The sequence below is a fragment of the Pelagibius sp. genome (assembly GCF_028281305.1).
Lineage (GTDB): Bacteria > Pseudomonadota > Alphaproteobacteria > Kiloniellales > Kiloniellaceae > Pelagibius.
On record NZ_JANQKD010000026.1, the window covers coordinates 33,266 to 49,291 of the forward strand.

Consider the following 16,026-nt stretch of genomic DNA (forward strand, 5'->3'; position numbering starts at 1 on the left):
GCGCCCTCTGCGTTCAGGTCGACGAGTTCGCCCCTCTCTTCGTCCGCCGGCTCGTCGTCCTTAGAGTCATCCTCAGAGTCATCCTCGTCCGGGCCATGCTCTTCCGGTTCACGGGCTTCCTGGTCTTCCGGCTCTGTCGCGGTCTGCTCCGGCGCGGGTTCGTCCTCTGCGGGTTCGTCCTCTGCGGGCTCGTCCTCTGCGGGCTCGTCTTCCGCGTCCGGCGCCCCGGCGCCGTCTTGGTCCTCGGCGGAGAGTGCGGCGAGGTCGACCTCCTGCGGCAGCAGGTTCTCGCCGAACTCCGGATCGAGCACCCCCTCGTCACCCTCGGCGAGGCCGCCCTCGCCGTTTTCGTCCTCGGCTTCTTCCCCGTCCTCGTCGACCGCCTCCGGCGCCACCTCGCCAACCCCCGGCAGCAGACCGCGGTCGCCCAGCGCAGTGATCGCCGGCCGGCTGTCCAGCAGCCCGGCCGCCTTCAACTCCTCGGCGCCCGGCAGTGCATCGAGGGAGTCCAGGCCGAAGTGGTCGAGAAAGGCCTCGCTGGTGCCCCAGGTGACCGGCCGCCCCGGCGTCTTGCGCCGCCCCTTGGGGCGTATCCAGCCGATTTCCAGCAGCGTGTCGAGCGTGCCCTTGGAAAGCGCGACGCCGCGGATCTCTTCGATTTCGCCGCGGGTCACCGGCTGGTGGTAGGCGATCACCGCCAGGGTCTCCAGGGCAACGCGCGAGAGCTTGCGGACGACCTTGGTCTCCAACTCCATGCGCGGCGCAAGGTCGACCGCGGTGCGAAAGGCCCAGCGCCCGCCGCGCTTGACCAGGTTCACGCCGCGGTTCGCGTAGAGCGTTTCCAGATCGCTCAGGATCGCATCCAGATCGGTGTCTTCCGGCAGGAAGCGGGCCAACTGGGCCGGCGCCAGCGGCTCGGCAGAGGCAAAGAGCAGGGCCTCGACCAGCCGCACGTTGTCAAAGTCAGTGCTCATGGATGCTCCTGTTGTTCCTCATCGGTGCCGCGCAGATAGATTGTGCCGAAGGTGCCGTCCTGGCGAATGCGCAGCTTGCCCGCCTTGCAGAGTTCAAGGCTGGCCGCGAAGGTCGAGGCCAGGGCCGAGCGGGTCAGCAGCGGATCACCGCGCAGTTCAGGCGGCAGGAACGACGACAGCGACCGCCAGCCCGGAACCGGCATCCCGAACAGCGAGGACAGGCGCGACATTGCTTCGTCGACCGAGTAGAGCTCGGTCGCCTTGATCTCCAGGTTGGTGACGGTGGCGCGGGACTTGTTTCGCCCATAGGCCTTCAAGAGGTCGTAGAGGCTGGCGTCATAGGTTGTGGTGGTCCGCGTGCGCAGCCGCTCCGGCGTGCCGCGGGCGAAGATGTCGTGCGCCAGCTGCGGCAGCGCCATCAGTTTCTGGCCGGCGTCGCGCATAGCCTGCAGGCGCTGCATCTGGAACTTCAGCGCCGCCGCCATCTCGGCGCCCGTCGGTTCCTCCTCGCCGCCCACCTCCGGCAGCAGCAGACGCGACTTGAGGTAGGCCAGCCAGGCGGCCATGACCAAGTAGTCGGCCGCCAGCTCCAGGCGGATGGCCCGCGCTTCCTTCACGAAGTCGAGGTACTGCTCGGCGAGATCCAGGATGCGGATCTGGGTCAGATCGACCTTCTGATCGCGCGCCAGCTCCAGCAACACGTCGATGGGCCCGGCATAGCCGTCCAGTTCCAGCAACAGGCGGTCGCGGGTGGCGCTGCGCGCACCCTCGACACCTTCTTCAAAGGGGATCACATCGCTCACAGTCGCATTGCCTCCGGTAGACCGGCCAAGCCCGAAAAGAACGGCAGCATCCAGTTTACAGGGGCCCGGATGAGCCAATCAAACACGCGGATGTCCAGGCCCAGTTCCCGGCCCAGGTAAGGCAGCAGGAAAAACGCCCCCAGTAGGATGAAAATCCCGTACCGTTCCAGGCGGGCCAGCGGAACGGCGAGAGAGATCGGCAGGATGCCCACAGCGATGCGCCCGCCGTCCAGCGGCGGCAGCGGCAGCAGGTTGAGCACCGCCAGGACCAGGTTGACGATGATGGAGATCCGCAGGGTCTGCGCGAGCCAGAGCGCCGCCGCGTCCGGCAGCAGCGGGACGAGGTTGTAGAGCAGCGCCGAGATGGTCGCCAGGATGAGGTTCGCCATGGGTCCGGCAGCGGCCACATAGACCATGTCCCGCCGCGGTTTGCGCAGGCGGTGCGTGGCCACCGGGACGGGCTTGGCATAGCCGAACAGGAAAGGCGCCTTGAGAACGATCAGCGCCAGCGGCAGCAGGATCGTCCCGATCGGATGGATGTGCTTCAGCGGGTTCATCGTGACGCGGCCCAGCTTGTAGGCAGTGTCATCGCCATAGGACCAGGCGATGAAGCCATGCGCCGCCTCGTGCAGGGTGATCGCCAGCAGGACCGGCAGCGCCCAGACGGAGGCGATATAGGCAAGCTCGGAAAGATCGAAATCCATCACCAGCGCCTAGCCGACACTCATCAGAACGTCAAGCCGCCGCTGCAGAAGCTCCCGGTCCGCGGCCTCCGGCCGCCCCAGGCGCTGCCGCCCTGCCGCAAAGCGGTCCTGCGCCGCCGTGGTCATGACCGGAGCGATGCGGGCAATCGCCTCCATCTCGTCAGGCTTGCCGTTGCAGTGCAGCGCGATGTCGCAACCGGCCTCCAGGGCCTTCGACGCCCGCGCGTCCAGGCCGCCCTCCAGGGCCTCCATCGACAGATCGTCGGACAACAGCAGGCCCTGGAACCCGATCTGGCCGCGAATGACCTCCGAAATCACCTTCGGCGAGGTCGTTGCCGGCCGTTCGCGGTCGAGCGCCGTGTAGACGACATGGGCGGTCATGCCCCAAGGGGCCTGCGCCAGGGCTTCGAAGGGCTGAAAGTCGGTGGCCGAAAGCTCGGGGAGGCCGGTGCCGACCACCGGCAGATCCTTGTGGCTGTCGACCCGCGCCCGCCCGTGCCCCGGAATGTGCTTCACCACCGGCATCACGCCCTCGGCCAGCATGGTGTCGCAGACGATGCGCCCCAGGTCGCCGACCAGCGCCGGATCGCCGCCGAAGGAGCGGTCGCCGATGACGTCGCTGGCGCCGGGAAACTGCAAGTCCAGAACCGGCACGCAGTCGACGTCGATCCCCAGATCGCAAAGCTCCATCGCGAGGAGGCGGGTGTTGAGGCCGAGCGCTTCGGCGGCGCGGTCGCGGTCATGGGTCGCCAGCCGGCCGAAGAAGCTGGGCGGCGGGACCGCGCGCCACTGCGGCGGCTTGAGGCGCGCCACGCGGCCGCCTTCCTGGTCGATCAGAACCGGCGCGTCAGCCCGCCCGACGGCGGCGCGCAGCGCAGCGACCAGGCCGCGGACTTGATCCGGGGACTCGCAGTTGCGCGCGAAGAGAATAAAGCCCAGCGGATCGGCGTCCCTGAAGAAGGCCTCTTCCGCCGCCGAGAGTGTCGGGCCGGCACAACCGTAGATGACCGCCCGGGGCGCGGCGCCGCCGCTCATCGCGCAAAGACCACGGCGACGACGCTGGTCTGCCTGCCATGCTCTGCCGCGCTAGCGCTGTTTGACCCCTTAGCGCTGTTTAACAAGGCAGTCCTGATTCCTGCTTTTCAGCTGGCCGCAAAGATCGTTGGCGGCGCTGCGGCTGGGAAAGGGTCCGGTCTGAACGCGGTAGTAGGTGGTGCCCTGCACCTCCGCGGTGTCGAGCGCCAATGCCAGCCCCCCCAACAACGCCGGATGCTCGCCTTGCAGCCGCGCCCATTCGCGCGCCGCCGCCGCTTCGGACTTCACTGAAGAAAGCTGCAGAACGATGTCGCCCGCGCTCGGGCTTTGGCCAGCCGGCGCAGTAGCGGTCTGGGCGGCGGATTGAGGGGCAGGCTGGCCAGCGGCAGTCTCCAGCGGCACAGTTTCCAGCAGACGGGCGATCTGATCCTCGCCGCTGCTGGCGCCGGTCTCCGGCGCTTCGGGCTTGCGTTGCGGCAGGGCGATCCCCCCTTCGGCCACCGGCGGCGGCGCCTCAGCCGTGCCCTGCGCATCGCTGCCGGGCGCTTGCGGTATTTCCGGGATCTGGGGAATCTCCGGGATCGCCGCAACCTCGGGGGCTTCAGTCTGCCCCCCCGCAGCCGGAACACCGGCGCCCGAGGCTTCACTGCCGTCCGCAACGGCGGCCGGCGGCGGTGGAAGATCCGGCAGTTCGCTGTCCGGCGGCACAGTGGCCGTGGCTCCGGCGGAGGGTTGTGCCGGCAGCGGTTCGGGCGGCTGCGGCGTTTCCGGCGGCGGCAGAAGCTGCTCGACCCGTGCCGCCCCGCCCTCCGGCTCGCCGTCGTTAAGGACGAGCTTGTCCTGGTGGGGAACCTCCAGGCCGCCGGGCTGCTCGGGCCGTGTCTTATCCGGACCGGGGTCCGCTTCAACGACCGGAAGGCGGTCCTCCGCCACTTCGCCCGTACCCCAGGAATAGGCGTACCAGACGATGCCGCCGAAGCAGACCAGCGCGGCGAGCGCCACCACGACGGGGATCAGACGCCGCCGTCCCTGCAGGTCGGCCTCGAGCTCTGCCGTATCCTCTCCGAAGACGGAGCTGCGCGGCTCGCGGTCCTGAGCATAGATGATGCGCCGCATCCCTTCGTCGCTGAACGCGGCCCGCTCCGGGCCGTCGGAAGGATCAACCGATAGATCGGACTCCCGGCCGCCCGGACCAGCGTTGTTCCGACCGTCGCTCGGTGCCATTCAGCGCAACTCCTCAACCGGCTCGACGCCAAAGACCTCGAGCCCGGATGCGATCACAAAGGCCACGGCCTGCAGCAGCGCCAAGCGCGCCCGGGTGACCTGCGGTTCGTCAGGGAGCAGAAAACGCAACAGCGCCTGGTTTTGCCCGCGGTTCCATTGCGCATGAAGCGCCGCGGCCACATCGTAGAGATAGAATGCGACGCGATGAGGCTCATGCGCTTCTGCCGCCGCCTCCAGAAGCCGCGGCCACTCCGCCAACTGTTTAATCAGACCCAGCTCTCCCGAGTCGGTCAAGAGATTGAGGTCTGCACCCGCCAAAGACACAGGATCTAGATCCACCTCTGGGAGTTCCTGTGCCGCCAGCCGCAGCACGGAACGGCAGCGGGCATGGGCCATCTGCACGTAAAAGACGGGGTTTTCGAGCGATTTCTCGACCACTTTCTCAAGATCGAAATCCAGCGACGCGTCGTTCTTGCGGGTGAGCATGATGAAGCGGACGACGTCCTTGCCGACCTCGTCGATCACCTCGCGCAGGGTCACGAAGGTCCCGGCCCGCTTCGACATCTTCACCGCCGCGCCGCCTCGCTTCAGGTTGACCAGCTGGCAGACCTTCACGTCCAACGCGCCCTCGCCCTGGGTCAGCGCCTTCACACCGGCCTGCATGCGCTTGATGTAGCCGCCATGGTCGGCGCCCCAGACGTCGATCATCATCGGAAAACCCCGGCGGAACTTGTCCAGGTGATAGGCCATGTCGTTGGCGAAATAGGTCCAGCTGCCGTCGGACTTCTTGAGTGCGCGGTCGACGTCGTCGCCGAACTCCGTCGCCTTGAAGAGAAGCTGGGGACGCGGCTCCCAGTCATCGGGCGGCGGCTTACCCTTCGGCGGCTCCAGGGTACCGGTGTAGATCAGTCCCTGGTCTTCGAGCTGCGAAAGCACGGCATCCACGCCGCCGGCCTCGACAAGATCCTTCTCCGAAGAGAAGACCTCCTGGTGGACGCCGAGCGCTGCCAGGTCGCGGCGGATCAGGTCCATCATGGAGTCGATGGCAAAGCGTCGCAGGACCGGCAGCCAGTCCGCCTCCTCCGCCGCCATCCACTTGTCGCCGTCGCGCTCGGCCAGCGCTTTGCCGGTCTCCTTCAAGTAGTCGCCGGGATAGAAGCCCTCGGGGATTGCGCCGATGTCCTCGCCCAGCGCCTCGCGGTAGCGCAGGTAGGCCGAGCGCGCCAGCACATCCACCTGCCCGCCGGCATCGTTGATGTAGTACTCCTGCGTGACGGCGTAGCCCACCTTGGCCAGCAGCGCAGCCAGGGCATCGCCGACGACCGCGCCGCGCGCATGGCCAACGGTGAGCGGTCCGGTCGGATTGGCGGAAACGTACTCCACATTGACGGCCTGGCCCTCCCCCAGGGTGCTGGCGCCATAGGCGGTTCCGGCCCTGAGGATCTCGCGCAGCTGCTCCATCCAGAGCGCGCCTTCGAGCCGCAGATTGATGAAGCCGGGCCCGGCCACCGTGGCTTCGCTGACGTGATCGACGGCGGAAAGCTTGTCCGCCAGGGCCTCGGCGAGGTCCCGCGGCTTGGAGGCGGCGGCCTTGGCCAGAACCATGGCCGCGTTGGTGGCCATGTCGCCATGCTCCGGGTCGCGCGGCGGCTCCACCGCGACGCGCGCGAGGTCGAGCCCCTGCGGCAGCCGGCCTTCGGCCGTCAGCGCCTCAAGCTGCTCGATGACGATGCCCCGGAACTCCTTGAAAAGATTCATGCGTTTCCAACTCGAAGATCGAAGTTCTTGGCGTGCTCGACCAGCGCGTAGCGGTCGGTCATGCCGGCAATGTAGTCCGCCACCAGCCGGGCCCGGGCCGTCCCGCGGACGCCCTCGGCCTCGGCGCGCCACTCGTCCGGCAGGCAATCCGGCCGCTCGAGATAGTGGTCGAAGAGCTCGCGCACCACCCGCTTGGCCTTGCTGGTCATGCGGTTGACCTTGTAGTGGCGGTACATGCGCTGAAACAGGAATGCCCGCAGCGCGCGGTCGTTCTGGCGCATCTCGTCGGAAAAGGCAACCAAGGGCCGGTCCATGAGACGGACGTCTTCCGCCGAAGCCGGCGCATGGGCGTCGATGCGGCTGCGGGTCTCCTGCAGCAGGTCGTTGACCATGAGGTCGATCATACGCCGGATGGTCTCATGGATCAGGCGGCTTTCTTCCAGATCCGGATAGCGGCGCGAGACCTCGGCCAAAACGGGACCGACCAGCGGAAGATCGCGCAGCTCCTCCAGGGGAAAGAGGCCGGCCCTCAAGCCGTCGTCGATGTCGTGGTTGTTGTAGGCGATGTCGTCCGACAGCGCCGCCACCTGGGCCTCCGCCCCAGCAAAGGTGTCAACCTCCAGGTCGCGCACCTCGCGGCAGTAGCGGGCGATGGTTTCCGGAACGCCCTCGTTACGCGCGCACGGCCCGGTGAGCGGACCGTTGTGTTTGACGATCCCCTCCAGCGTCTCCCAGGTCAGGTTCAGGCCGTCGAAATCGGCGTAGCGCCGTTCCAGCAGGGTGAGGATCCGGAAGGTCTGTTCGTTGTGGTCGAACCCGCCGTAGGGCTGCATCGCCTTGTTCAGGGCGTCCTCGCCTGCATGGCCGAAACAGGTGTGGCCCAGATCGTGGGCCAGCGCCATGGCCTCGGCCAGATCCTCGTTCAGGCCGAGGCGGCGGCTGATGGAGCGGGCGATCTGGGCGACCTCGATGGAATGGGTCAGCCGGGTCCGATAGTAATCGCCCTCGTGGTAGACGAAGACCTGGGTCTTGTACTTCAGGCGACGGAAGGCGGCGGCATGGACGATGCGGTCACGGTCTCGCTGGAAACACGACCGGGTCGGGCTCTCCGGCTCCGGATGGTCCCGGCCCCGGGTCTCGTCCGGACGGCAGGCGAAGGGGGCAGCGGGAATCGGCTCGGCCATGGCGCGACCCTAAGACCTCCCCCAGCCGCTGGCAATGGCGGTTTTCCGCCGTTTTCGGACCGCCGCCTGAACGAAGGACAAGCACGGTTTGACAAGGCCGCGGGAGTCCCTACATCTTGGGAGACAGCTGCGCGCCGGCGGCCAAAAAGCCCATGGCGCCTATGGTTAACCAATCATGAACGGGAACGATGCCTGCGATGGACGTAGAGACCGCCCCCGCACTGGCCCTGACGGAAAACGCCGCGAAGCGCGTCGCTTGGCTCATCAAGCAGGAAGACGACAGCAGCCTGATGCTGCGCGTCTCGGTGTCCGGCGGCGGCTGCTCCGGCTTCCAGTACGGCTTCTCCTTCGACAAGGCCGTCAACCCGGACGACCGCACCTTTGAGCGCGACGGCGTGGTCGCGGTCATCGACGAAACCTCGCTGGAGCTTCTGGCCGGCTCGGAGATCGACTTTGTCGAAGACCTTGGCGGGTCTTCCTTCCAGATCCGCAACCCCAATGCCAGTTCGTCCTGCGGCTGCGGCTCCTCCTTTGCGATCTGAACGGACGGCGCAAGCGGCAACCGGGTGCGCCCGGCCAGCACCAGCCCTGCCATGACCAGTATCGCAAGCTGGAACGTCAATTCCATCAAGGCCCGCCTGCCGAACGTTCTCGCCTGGCTCGAGAGCGCCGGCCCCGACGTCGCTCTGTTGCAGGAGCTGAAAACCGTCGACGACAGCTTTCCGCGGCTGGAGATCGAGGCCCTTGGCTACAGCGTCGCGGTTCACGGGCAGAAGAGCTACAACGGCGTTGCGATCCTCTCCAAGGCCCCCTTGGAGGACGTGATGACCGGCCTGCCCGGCGACCCCGAAGACGAACAGGCGCGCTATCTGGAGGCCACCACCTTCGGCCTGCGCGTCGCCTCCATCTACCTGCCCAACGGCAATCCCATCAAAACCGAGAAATTCACTTACAAGCTGGCCTGGATGGACCGGCTGCTGGACCATGGCCGCGCGCTGCTGCAAAGCGAGGCGCCGGTGGTCCTGGGCGGCGACTACAATGTCATCCCCCAGGATGAGGACGTTTACGACCCCAAGGCCTTCGCCGGCGACGCGCTGGCGCAGCCGGAAAGCCGCCAGCGGTTCCGCGCCCTCTTGAACCGGGGCTATACGGAAGCGTTCCGCGCCCTCCACGGCGAACCGCACCAATACAGCTTCTGGGACTACCAGGGCGGTGCCTGGCAGAACGATCACGGTCTCAGGATCGATCACTTCCTGCTGTCGCCGCAGGCGGCGGACCGGCTGGAAAGCTGCGAAATCGACCGCGGGCCGCGCGGGGAAAAGAAGGCCTCCGACCACACGCCGGTGGTCTGCCGGCTGCGCGACGCGGCCTGACCGCAGATTCCGGGACGGGGCCGCCGCCATGCCGTTCATTCCTCTGCATGACACCACGCCACGCTATCTGATCGCCAAGCCGCTCACGGCCTGGAGCCTGCTGGCCGTCAGCGCCTTTGTCTTCCTGATCCAGGTGCTGGCGGGCGAAGAGGGCTTCATCCGGATGGTCTACGGCCTGGGCACAATCCCCGCGACCCTGACGGGCGAGGCGGAGCTGGCCGAGACGCTGGTCCTGGTCGATCCCTGGGTGACCCTCCTCACCTACCAGTTCCTGCACGGCGACTTCATGCATCTCTTCGGCAACATGCTCTATCTCTGGGTCTTCGGCGACAACGTCGAAGACGCCATGGGGCATGTCCGCTTTCTGCTGTTCTATCTGCTCTGCGGGGTGCTGGCGGCACTGGCACAGTTGGGAATCGATCCGGCCTCCACCACCCCGCTGATCGGTGCCAGCGGCGCCATCTCCGGCGTTCTGGGCGCCTACCTGATCCTTCATCCGAAGGCGAAGGTGCTGGTCCCGGTGGTGGTGATCCCCCTCTACCTGCCGGCCTGGCTGCTGCTGGTCTTCTGGTTCGGCTTTCAGTTCGTCGCCCTGGCGGACGGCGGCGGGAGCAATGTGGCCTGGTGGGCGCACATCGGCGGTTTCGTCGCGGGGGCAGCCCTCATTCCGATTTTCCGGTACCGGGCCGTGCCGCTGTTCGGTCTGGGCGATCCGCCCGGCGGTGTGACGTTGCGCCGTGGCGTCGGCTGGCAGCGCGAACAGAAGGGCCGGGATGGCACGCGCCGCGGTCCCTGGGGATAGTCCTCTTAAGGCAGAGCGCCTTAAGCTCTAGCGGGCGGCACCGACGAGCATGCTTTCCTTGATGGCGGGCAGCGCCTCACCCAGAGCGTCCGCCACCTGGGCTGTGTCAGCCCTGAACTGCAGCCCCAGCACGCGTCCGCTTTTCCAGACGATGGTCGCCGCCAGGCCTTGAAAGCGGTCCCCAACCAGGGTGACCGTTCCGGTGAAGCTGCGCTCTTCGGCCAGGGCGACCTTGGCGCCACCGAGCGACATGTTGAGGATCGTACAGTCGACGGTGGCGCCATCGCCCTTCAAACTGCCCGGCCAGAGCACCGAGCGGCGCAGGTAACGGCGGCGCCCCTCCGCATCGCCGAAGCGGTCGAGCATGTCCTGGAACATGGCGTCCAGGCTCTGCGCATCGCCGGTGAAGACCAGGTCGGCAGCGTCGGCTTCCGTACGCTCAAGCCGGCACTCCAACTGTCCGAAACCGCGGATGGCCAGGTAAAGGCGGCCAAGCTCCGGCAGCTCGCCCAGCGGGCGTACACGCGCGCCGCTGCGCGAGACGGAGAGCACCTCGCAATCGACGATGCCGTCCGGGCTGTGGATCTTGCCCGGTTGCATGACGGCGATCTGCTGTTCGACAAGCCGTAGCTCTGTCATGACCCTGCCCGCCTGGGTTGCTCAATCGGGCGCAGCCGAAGCTCAGCAGGCACCCGGAATGAATTCAGACCCCACTATGACGTGCCGTCCGTTAACAACTGACAAAGGCGCGCATTCGACGGAAACCCCCGAAATCCGCGTATCTCTGCGGCGCATCGGGCGGCTGCGGCCGGGACGGGTCGTTCAGGAGGCGGCGCTCCCGCCCTCCGTGCCGAAAGCCGGCCCCATCGGCATGATCCTGAGACCCGGCCGCAGGCGCCGGAACGGCAGCTCCCGGTTGTCGAGGATGACCGGGCCCGGCGCCACCACCACCAGCACGGTCTCGGCGATGGGCTGGAAGTCGGCACGGAAGTGAACGGTCGACTTCACGGCCAGGATCTTCTCGGCTGCCGGCTCGACGCCCAGATGGTGCAGCATCGCCTGGTCGGCCAGTTGGACCTTGCTGGAGGCAACCGCGATTCGCACCCCGTTCAGCTCCAGAAGGGCCGTGCGCCCGAGCTGCATGTGGGCACCCTTGTAAAAGGGGCCGGTGCCGGTCAGGCGGCCGTCGCCAATGCGCAGCACCCGGAATTCCGCGTCGAGGGGAGCGTCACCGGGGATACCGGAGTGCCCACCCAACGACAGCGCCACCGCCGCCCCCTCGCCCGCCGCATGGGCGGCCTCGGCAGCCTTGGGATCGAAGAGGTTGCCGATGACGGCGCCTTCTGCCTGCTCCGACAGCAGGGCACGCAGCAGACCGGTGGTGTCGGCATTGCCGCCACCGCCCGGATTGTCCTGGGCGTCAGCCAGAATGACCGGCTTGTCCGCGTGGGCGGCGATGCGTTTGGCTTCGCGCACCGCCTCGACCGGCGACAGCACCTCGAGCGCAAAAGCCGACTCGCGCTCGGCCGCGGCGGCATAGAGGTTCTCAGCGGCGGCGTCGGCCGCGCTCTGCGTCTCGCCGTAGGCCACCAGCGACGCTCCGGCATCGGGAAAGTCCGCCGGGCAGAAGCCGCAGGCAAAGGAAATGCCGGTGACTCCCGGTTCCTGCGCCAGCAGCTTCACCTCGCGGTAAATCTCCTTCGCGGGCCCTTCGTAGGTGCAGCCGCTGGACAGCGGGATCATGAACGGCAGCTGGCGGTAGGCCTTGAAGCGCCCGCCCCGCCCGGCGATCAGGGCGTCCAGCTGCGCCGCCGCGCGCTTACCCGTCGCCGCCATGTCGACATGCGGATAGGTGCGATAGATCTCCAGGCAGTCGGAAAGCGCGACCATCTGCGGCGTGACGTTGGCATGGAGATCGAGGCTGACCACGATCGGCAGGTCCGGCCCGACGACGTCGCGGAAACGCCGCAGCATCTCCCCCTCCCCGTCGTCGATGTGATCGGCCACCATGGCCCCGTGCAGATCCAGGTAGAGGCCATCGAGGCTGTCCATGGCCGCCAGATCTTCCGCCATCTGACCGACGATGCGCTCGAAGGCATCCTCGGTCACCTGGGCGGAGGGGGTGGCCTGGCTCCAGGACAGCGGCAGCAGGTCATGACCGGCAGCGGCGGCGGCCTCGACGAAGCCAGCGATGCCGATGTTGATGCCGGCCACCGCCTCGAACAGCCCTTCCCCGCGCGTCAGGCCGGGCCAGGCGCTGGCCGCGGCGAAGTCGGCGTAGGTCGCCTTGGAAGGGGCGAAGGTGTTGGTTTCGTGCTGAAACCCGCCGACCGCGATGCGCGCCATGGCCTTGCCTAAATGTCCGCCCTAGATGTCCGCGAAGACGTGCGTCTCGGCCTTGCCGCCGGGATGGGTCACCGCGCCCAGGAAGGCCGGGCCAACCGTCGCCGCATAGCGCCAGATCGCGCCGGACTGATAGTCGTGTTCGCGGGGCTGCCACTTGGCCTTGCGGGCCGCCAGTTCCTCCTCCGACAGCTCGACATCCAGCACCCCGGTCTCGGCGTCGATGACGATGATGTCGCCGTTCTCCAGCAGACCGATGGGCCCGCCGACCGCCGCCTCCGGCCCGACATGGCCGATGCAGAAGCCGCGGGTGGCGCCGGAGAAACGCCCGTCGGTAATCAGCGCCACCTTGTCGCCCATGCCCTGGCCGTAGAGCGCGGCGGTGGTGGAAAGCATCTCGCGCATGCCGGGGCCGCCCTTGGGCCCTTCGTAGCGGATGACCAGCACCTCGCCCTCTTCATATTCGCGGTTCTCCACGGCCTTGAAGCAGTCCTCCTCGCAATCGAAGACCCGGGCCGGGCCACGGAACTGCTGGTTCGTCAAGCCGGCAACTTTCACCACGGCCCCCTCCGGCGCCAGGGTGCCACGCAGGCCGACCACGCCGCCGGTGGGCGACAACGGGTTGGAGCAGGAGCGGACGATGTCCTGGTCCTCCGGCAGGATGATGCCCTCCAGATTCTCCTCAATGGTCTTGCCGTTCACGGTCAGGCAGTCGCCGTGCAGATAGCCGCCGTCCAGCAGCGCCCGCAGGATGACCTGCACGCCGCCGATCTCGTAGAGGTCCTTGGCGACGTAGCGTCCGCCCGGCTTCAGGTCGGCGATGTAGGGAGTGGAGCGGAAGATGTCAGTCACCGCCTCCATGTCGAAGTCGATCCCCGCCTCGTGGGCGATGGCCGGGAGGTGCAGCCCGGCGTTGGTGGAGCCGCCGGAGCAGGCGACGATGCGTGCCGCGTTCTCCAGCGACCGCCGGGTCACAACGTCGCGCGGGCGGATGCCTTTGGCCAATGCGTTCATCACCGCACGGCCCGAGGCCTCGGCGTAAGCATCGCGGGACTCGTAGGGCGCCGGGGCGCCGGCGGAGCCCGGCAGCGCCAGGCCCATGGCTTCCGAGACGCAGGCCATGGTGTTGGCAGTGAACTGGCCGCCGCAGGACCCGGCAGAGGGACAGGCCGCGCACTCGACCGCGCGCAGTTCCTCATCGGAGATCTTGCCCGAGGAGTGCGCCCCCACAGCCTCGAAGACGTCCTGAACGGTGATGTCCTTACCCTTGTGACGGCCCGGCAGAATCGAACCGCCGTACATGAAGATCGAAGGCACGTTCAAACGCACCATGGCCATCATCATGCCCGGCAGGGACTTGTCGCAGCCGGCCAGCCCGACCAGCGCGTCGTAGCAGTGGCCACGCATGGTCAACTCGACGGAATCGGCAATGAGGTCGCGGCTTACCAGCGACGACTTCATGCCCTGGTGGCCCATGGCGATGCCGTCGGTGACGGTGATGGTGCAGAACTCCCGCGGCGTGCCGGCGGCGGCCTTGACGCCGAGCTTCACCGCCTGGGCCTGGCGCGACAGCGCAATGTTGCAGGGGGCCGCCTCGTTCCAGCAGGTCGCCACGCCGACAAAGGGCTGGGCGATCTCCTCATCGGTCATGCCCATCGCGTAGTAGTAGGAGCGATGGGGCGCACTCTCCGGGCCGACCGAAACGTAGCGGCTGGGCAGCTTGGACTTGTCGAAGACCGGCTTGGACTTGGAATCGAGCGGCATTGACGCGGGCTCCCTCTTTGATCGTGTCTCTTTTTCGTATTGGAGCGAGGATAGCCGGGGCCCGGCGCCCTCACCACCGCGAATTCTGCATGCGGCCATGCGCAAATCGGAGCCCGACGCGAAAGGGCCGGCAACAGCCGGCCCCCGCACGGTGTGAAGCTGAGTCGCCGTCTAGCGGAGCCGGGACAGCAGCTTCCAGGCCAGCGGCAGACTGAGGGCCACCAGCGCCAGCTTCAGCAGATCGCCGGTGATGAAGGGGATCAAACCCCATTCCAGGATCGGCTTGTCCCAGCCGAACAGCACGCCCAGCCAAAGCAGGCCCGGCACATAGAGCACGACGTTGCCGACCAGCATCGCCAGCGCTGCGGTGGCCACGTTGCGGTCCCAGCCGCGCTCGGCCAGCCAGCCGCAGGCAGCTGCCGCCAGCACGTAACCGAGCAGGTAGCCGCCGGTCGGGCCGGCCATGTAGGCCAGGCCGATGCCTTTTTCCGGCGTCCCGGCGAAGACCGGCAGGCCCATGGCGCCTTCCGCCAGATAAAGCAGCACGGTCGCCGCGCCGAGGCGCCAGCCGAAGGCCATGCCGATGGCCAGAATGCCGAACGTGGTCATGGTGAGCGGTACCGGATAGAACGGAACCTGGATCTTGGCGCAGAGCCAGAGAAACAGCGAACCGGCGACCGCCAGCAGGGAGGCCCGAAGGAGGCCGTTCATTTCCGCCAGTCTGCCCTGGCTGGGCCACAAGGCCGCCGCCAAGGTCGCGTGCCGTGCTTGCAAAGCCGTCATGTCGTTCGCTTCCCCTTCATCAAAGATGTTTTCGTGGTCTGAATCGACCACGCCGGGCCCATCTTACAGCGCCCGACGATAGGTGCTGTCAAGCCTCTGCTCCTTGCGTGGCCCCATGACCTTCCAGACCACGCGCAGGGTATCGGCGTCCGGTACCAGGAAACGGCCTTCATAGCGGTCCGGGTCGCAGAGGTGGGTGCAGGTCCAGACGCCGCGCGACAGGTCCAGTTCGTGGAACGACCGCCCGTCGCTGAAATGCACTGCCGCACGCGCCGGCGTCGGAAAGCCGTAGCGGTAAGACTGCAGCGCCGGGCCCTCATGGTCGCCGAAGCGGAGGCGCCCCTCTTCGCGGTAGACCAGTTCCGCACCTTCGGCTGTGAAAACCGCCTTGCCGCAGAGCCGGCCCGCCTGCCCCGCGCGGCAGTCGTCGATCCGCCGCTCCAGGCTCCACAAACCTTCAAGAAAATCCTTCAAGTCGTTGACTTGAAAAGGCCATCTTCGCTCATCCACCGCAACCATCCCCCGGCCTATGCAGAGGCCAGCCGGTCCAGGGCCGTCCGCAGCTTGTCCATGGTCTGCTGACTGTCGGCCAGGCGCTCGCGCTGCTCGGCGACCACCTCTTCCGGCGCCTTGGCGAGGAACTGCTCGTTGGAGAGCTTCTTGTCGAGCTTGCAGATCTCGCCCTTCAGCTTCTCCATCTCCTTCTTCAGCCGCGCCTGTTCCTGCGCCAGGTCGATCACCTCGGCCAGCGGCAGGACCAGCGTGCACTCGTCCACCACGTCCTGCACGGAGCCCTTTGGCACCGGCTGGTCGAAGGCAATGGTCTCGACGCGCGCCAAGGACTTGATGAGCGCCTCGTGATCGGCAAGGCGCCCTTTCGACGTCGCGGCGGCGTCGTTGACGATCAGCGCCACGCGCGCGCCCGGCGGCACGTTCATCTCCGAGCGCACGGCGCGGATCTGGCTGATCATGCGGACCACCCAGTTGAGCGCGCTGTCGGCGTCTTCGTCGATCAGGGTTGCCGGGAAGTTCGGCCAGGACGAGGTGGTCATCAGGGCGTCATCGCCGTTGCCGCTCTGCTGCCAAAGCTCTTCGGTCAGGAAGGGCATGATGGGGTGCAGCAGAAACAGCGCCTTGTGCAGCACCCAGAGGGCCGTCGCGCGGGTCTCCGCCTTGGCCGCCTCGTCATCGCCCTGGAACAGCGGCTTGGCGAACTCCAGGTACCAGTCGCAGTAGGTGTGCCAGATGAACTGGTAGAGCGCCTGGGCCGCCTCGTTGA

The 16,026-nt window shown here is 67.3% G+C and carries 15 protein-coding genes and 1 pseudogene; 3 read left to right on the plus strand and 13 right to left on the minus strand.

What is annotated here, in order from left to right; genetic code table 11:
* Window positions 1-425 precede the first annotated feature (425 nt).
* The 7 genes and pseudogenes from scpB to Q0982_RS07505 form a co-directional block, all read right to left on the minus strand.
* Window positions 426-974, minus strand: a pseudogene (gene scpB / locus Q0982_RS23805) (SMC-Scp complex subunit ScpB); the annotation flags it as partial.
* Complete coding sequence (locus Q0982_RS07480) at window positions 971-1,777, minus strand: ScpA family protein (RefSeq protein WP_299393692.1); 807 nt, start codon at window positions 1,775-1,777, stop codon at window positions 971-973. The pseudogene scpB and the gene Q0982_RS07480, both read right to left, overlap by 4 nt.
* The gene (locus Q0982_RS07485) at window positions 1,774-2,481 is read right to left on the minus strand and encodes a site-2 protease family protein (protein ID WP_299393695.1); all 708 of its coding nucleotides are present in this window, start codon (window positions 2,479-2,481) and stop codon (window positions 1,774-1,776) included. The genes Q0982_RS07480 and Q0982_RS07485 overlap by 4 nt, the downstream gene beginning before the upstream one ends.
* Before the next feature lie 9 nt (window positions 2,482-2,490).
* Window positions 2,491-3,516: a beta-N-acetylhexosaminidase gene (nagZ, locus tag Q0982_RS07490; RefSeq protein ID WP_299393696.1), complete on the minus strand. Its 1,026-nt coding sequence runs from the start codon at window positions 3,514-3,516 to the stop codon at window positions 2,491-2,493.
* A gap of 69 nt (window positions 3,517-3,585) precedes the next feature.
* Complete coding sequence (locus tag Q0982_RS07495) at window positions 3,586-4,740, minus strand: SPOR domain-containing protein (RefSeq protein WP_299393699.1); 1,155 nt, start codon at window positions 4,738-4,740, stop codon at window positions 3,586-3,588.
* Complete coding sequence (argS, locus tag Q0982_RS07500; RefSeq protein ID WP_299393701.1) at window positions 4,741-6,498, minus strand: arginine--tRNA ligase; 1,758 nt, start codon at window positions 6,496-6,498, stop codon at window positions 4,741-4,743. It abuts the gene before it with no gap.
* The gene (locus tag Q0982_RS07505) at window positions 6,495-7,682 is read right to left on the minus strand and encodes a deoxyguanosinetriphosphate triphosphohydrolase (protein ID WP_299393703.1); all 1,188 of its coding nucleotides are present in this window, start codon (window positions 7,680-7,682) and stop codon (window positions 6,495-6,497) included. The genes argS and Q0982_RS07505 overlap by 4 nt, the downstream gene beginning before the upstream one ends.
* Window positions 7,683-7,879: 197 nt before the next feature.
* Here Q0982_RS07505 and erpA point away from each other — a divergent pair, with 197 nt between their 5' ends.
* From erpA to Q0982_RS07520, 3 genes are read left to right on the plus strand one after another with little or no spacing between them, the layout of a single operon-like run.
* Complete coding sequence (gene erpA / locus Q0982_RS07510; RefSeq protein ID WP_299393705.1) at window positions 7,880-8,224, plus strand: iron-sulfur cluster insertion protein ErpA; 345 nt, start codon at window positions 7,880-7,882, stop codon at window positions 8,222-8,224.
* Between the two features lie 51 nt (window positions 8,225-8,275).
* On the plus strand, window positions 8,276-9,055 hold the full coding sequence (locus Q0982_RS07515) for an exodeoxyribonuclease III (RefSeq protein WP_299393708.1): 780 nt from the start codon (window positions 8,276-8,278) through the stop codon (window positions 9,053-9,055).
* Between the two features lie 28 nt (window positions 9,056-9,083).
* On the plus strand, window positions 9,084-9,857 hold the full coding sequence (locus Q0982_RS07520; RefSeq protein ID WP_299393710.1) for a rhomboid family intramembrane serine protease: 774 nt from the start codon (window positions 9,084-9,086) through the stop codon (window positions 9,855-9,857).
* A 27-nt stretch (window positions 9,858-9,884) separates the two neighbouring features.
* Here Q0982_RS07520 and Q0982_RS07525 read toward each other — a convergent pair whose 3' ends face one another.
* The 6 genes from Q0982_RS07525 to Q0982_RS07550 form a co-directional block, all read right to left on the minus strand.
* Window positions 9,885-10,496 carry a PilZ domain-containing protein gene (locus Q0982_RS07525; RefSeq protein ID WP_299393712.1) on the minus strand — a complete coding sequence of 204 codons (612 nt, stop codon included), beginning with the start codon at window positions 10,494-10,496 and terminating at the stop codon, window positions 9,885-9,887.
* Window positions 10,497-10,679: 183 nt separating this feature from the next.
* Window positions 10,680-12,203 (minus strand): M81 family metallopeptidase, encoded by a 1,524-nt coding sequence (locus Q0982_RS07530; protein ID WP_299393714.1) that lies wholly within the window; start codon window positions 12,201-12,203, stop codon window positions 10,680-10,682.
* Between the two features lie 21 nt (window positions 12,204-12,224).
* Entirely contained in the window at window positions 12,225-13,964 is a 1,740-nt protein-coding gene (gene ilvD / locus Q0982_RS07535) for a dihydroxy-acid dehydratase (RefSeq protein ID WP_299393717.1), read from the minus strand.
* Window positions 13,965-14,135: 171 nt separating this feature from the next.
* Window positions 14,136-14,747 (minus strand): biotin transporter BioY, encoded by a 612-nt coding sequence (locus Q0982_RS07540; protein WP_299393719.1) that lies wholly within the window; start codon window positions 14,745-14,747, stop codon window positions 14,136-14,138.
* Window positions 14,748-14,810: 63 nt separating this feature from the next.
* Window positions 14,811-15,221 carry a DUF6314 family protein gene (locus tag Q0982_RS07545; RefSeq protein ID WP_299393721.1) on the minus strand — a complete coding sequence of 137 codons (411 nt, stop codon included), beginning with the start codon at window positions 15,219-15,221 and terminating at the stop codon, window positions 14,811-14,813.
* Window positions 15,222-15,274: 53 nt separating this feature from the next.
* A partial coding sequence (locus Q0982_RS07550) for a class I tRNA ligase family protein (RefSeq protein ID WP_299393722.1) occupies window positions 15,275-16,026 on the minus strand: 752 nt, incomplete at its 5' end.